This is a genomic window from Streptomyces sp. NPDC059002 (genome assembly GCF_042740435.1).
Taxonomy (GTDB): domain Bacteria; phylum Actinomycetota; class Actinomycetes; order Streptomycetales; family Streptomycetaceae; genus Streptomyces.
Genome location: NZ_JBHYJI010000060.1, coordinates 57128 through 58291, shown reverse-complemented (window position 1 = coordinate 58291; position 1164 = coordinate 57128). Strand labels below are relative to the sequence as shown.

The 1164-nt window shown below is 74.0% G+C and carries 2 protein-coding genes; both read left to right on the top strand.

All coding sequences use genetic code 11. From position 1 onward, the window contains the following. Positions 1-342 precede the first annotated feature (342 nt). Positions 343-540 (top strand): MerR family transcriptional regulator, encoded by a 198-nt coding sequence (locus ACFWZ2_RS35540; RefSeq protein WP_365132078.1) that lies wholly within the window; start codon positions 343-345, stop codon positions 538-540. Between the two features lie 163 nt (positions 541-703). After that, on the top strand, positions 704-1027 hold the full coding sequence (locus ACFWZ2_RS35535; RefSeq protein ID WP_384552892.1) for a heavy-metal-associated domain-containing protein: 324 nt from the start codon (positions 704-706) through the stop codon (positions 1025-1027). The last annotated feature ends 137 nt before the right edge of the window (positions 1028-1164 follow it).

Sequence of the window (1164 nt, the reverse complement as noted above, 5' to 3'; positions counted from 1 at the left end):
GGCCCGGCGCAGCGGGCCCGGCCCACCTCGGCGACGTGCGCCGTGCCGCCCCGCGGCACGATGGCCCGCGGCCGCCCGCGGCGGAGCAACCCGCAGTGACGCGCGCCCTTCGTGCGCCGGAGCAACGCGCCTCCCCGTCACATCGCTTTCGTCACAAACACTCTCTTCCTGTCACACATGTCTCACGTACGCGGGTCTTGGGTCACAGGGAGTCGACAGCCACTCCCCTGCGGTCACTCTGCGTCGTTCACCGGGCACAGGCTGAGTGATCGCCGCGCGCCGCGCCCAGCTCCCCCGTCGGCCTTTCCGGCCGCCCTGGGCGCGCGCAGGGAGGTGCCACCGATGACCGACCGCAGGCTCTGGTCGTACAAAGAGATCGCCGCGCACATCCGGGTGCAGCCCGACACCGTGCGCTCCTACCGCAAGCACGGACTGCTGCCCGAACCCGACCACGTGGAGGGCGGCAAGCCCTACTGGTACGCGGACTCCATTCGCGCCTGGGTCGCGGCCCGCCCGGGCAACCGCGGCCGCAGGGACTGAGACATCGCGCCCCGGCCCCGCGCCCCGACCTCGCGCCCCGACCTCGTTGAGAAATACCCCCTAGGGGTATAGTGTGGTGAGTGTCAGGAGGTCCCCGGGACTCCGGGGCCCCCTCCTGCACGTTATGCCGCACACGCACCCACGCCTCCCGGAGGAGAACGACATGAGCGCCCAGACCGAGCTCCCGCAGGCCACGTCCGAGACGACCGGATCCTGCTGCTCCCCCAGCGGTTCCTGCCACTCCGACTCCGCCGCCGAGGCGCCGCAGGGCGCCGTCACCACGGTGTACGAGGTCACGGGCATGACCTGCGGCCACTGCGAGGGCGCCATCTCCAGCGAGATCTCGGAGCTCGCGGGCGTCTCCTCCGTCACGGCCGTCGCCGCCACGGGCCTGGTCACCGTGGTCTCCGAGGCCCCGCTCGACGAGGCCGCGGTGCGCGCCGCCGTCGACGAGGCGGGCTACGAGCTCGCCGGCGTCAAGGCCTGAGCCGACCGCCGCCCGCCGGGTACCCGGGCCCCGGGGGGGGGGCGGCACCCCCGGGCCCCCGGCCGGCCCCCCACCCCCGGAGGAGGACGAAAGAGGGCAGTCCGGGGGGGTGGACACCACAGACGCAGCCGGCGACG

What these genes read in the sequence shown, in the direction of transcription:
- ACFWZ2_RS35540 (WP_365132078.1), top strand. Translation starts at nt 343, where the DNA reads ATGACCGACCGCAGGCTCTGGTCGTACAAAGAGATCGCCGCGCACATC.
- ACFWZ2_RS35535 (WP_384552892.1), top strand. Translation starts at nt 704, where the DNA reads ATGAGCGCCCAGACCGAGCTCCCGCAGGCCACGTCCGAGACGACCGGA.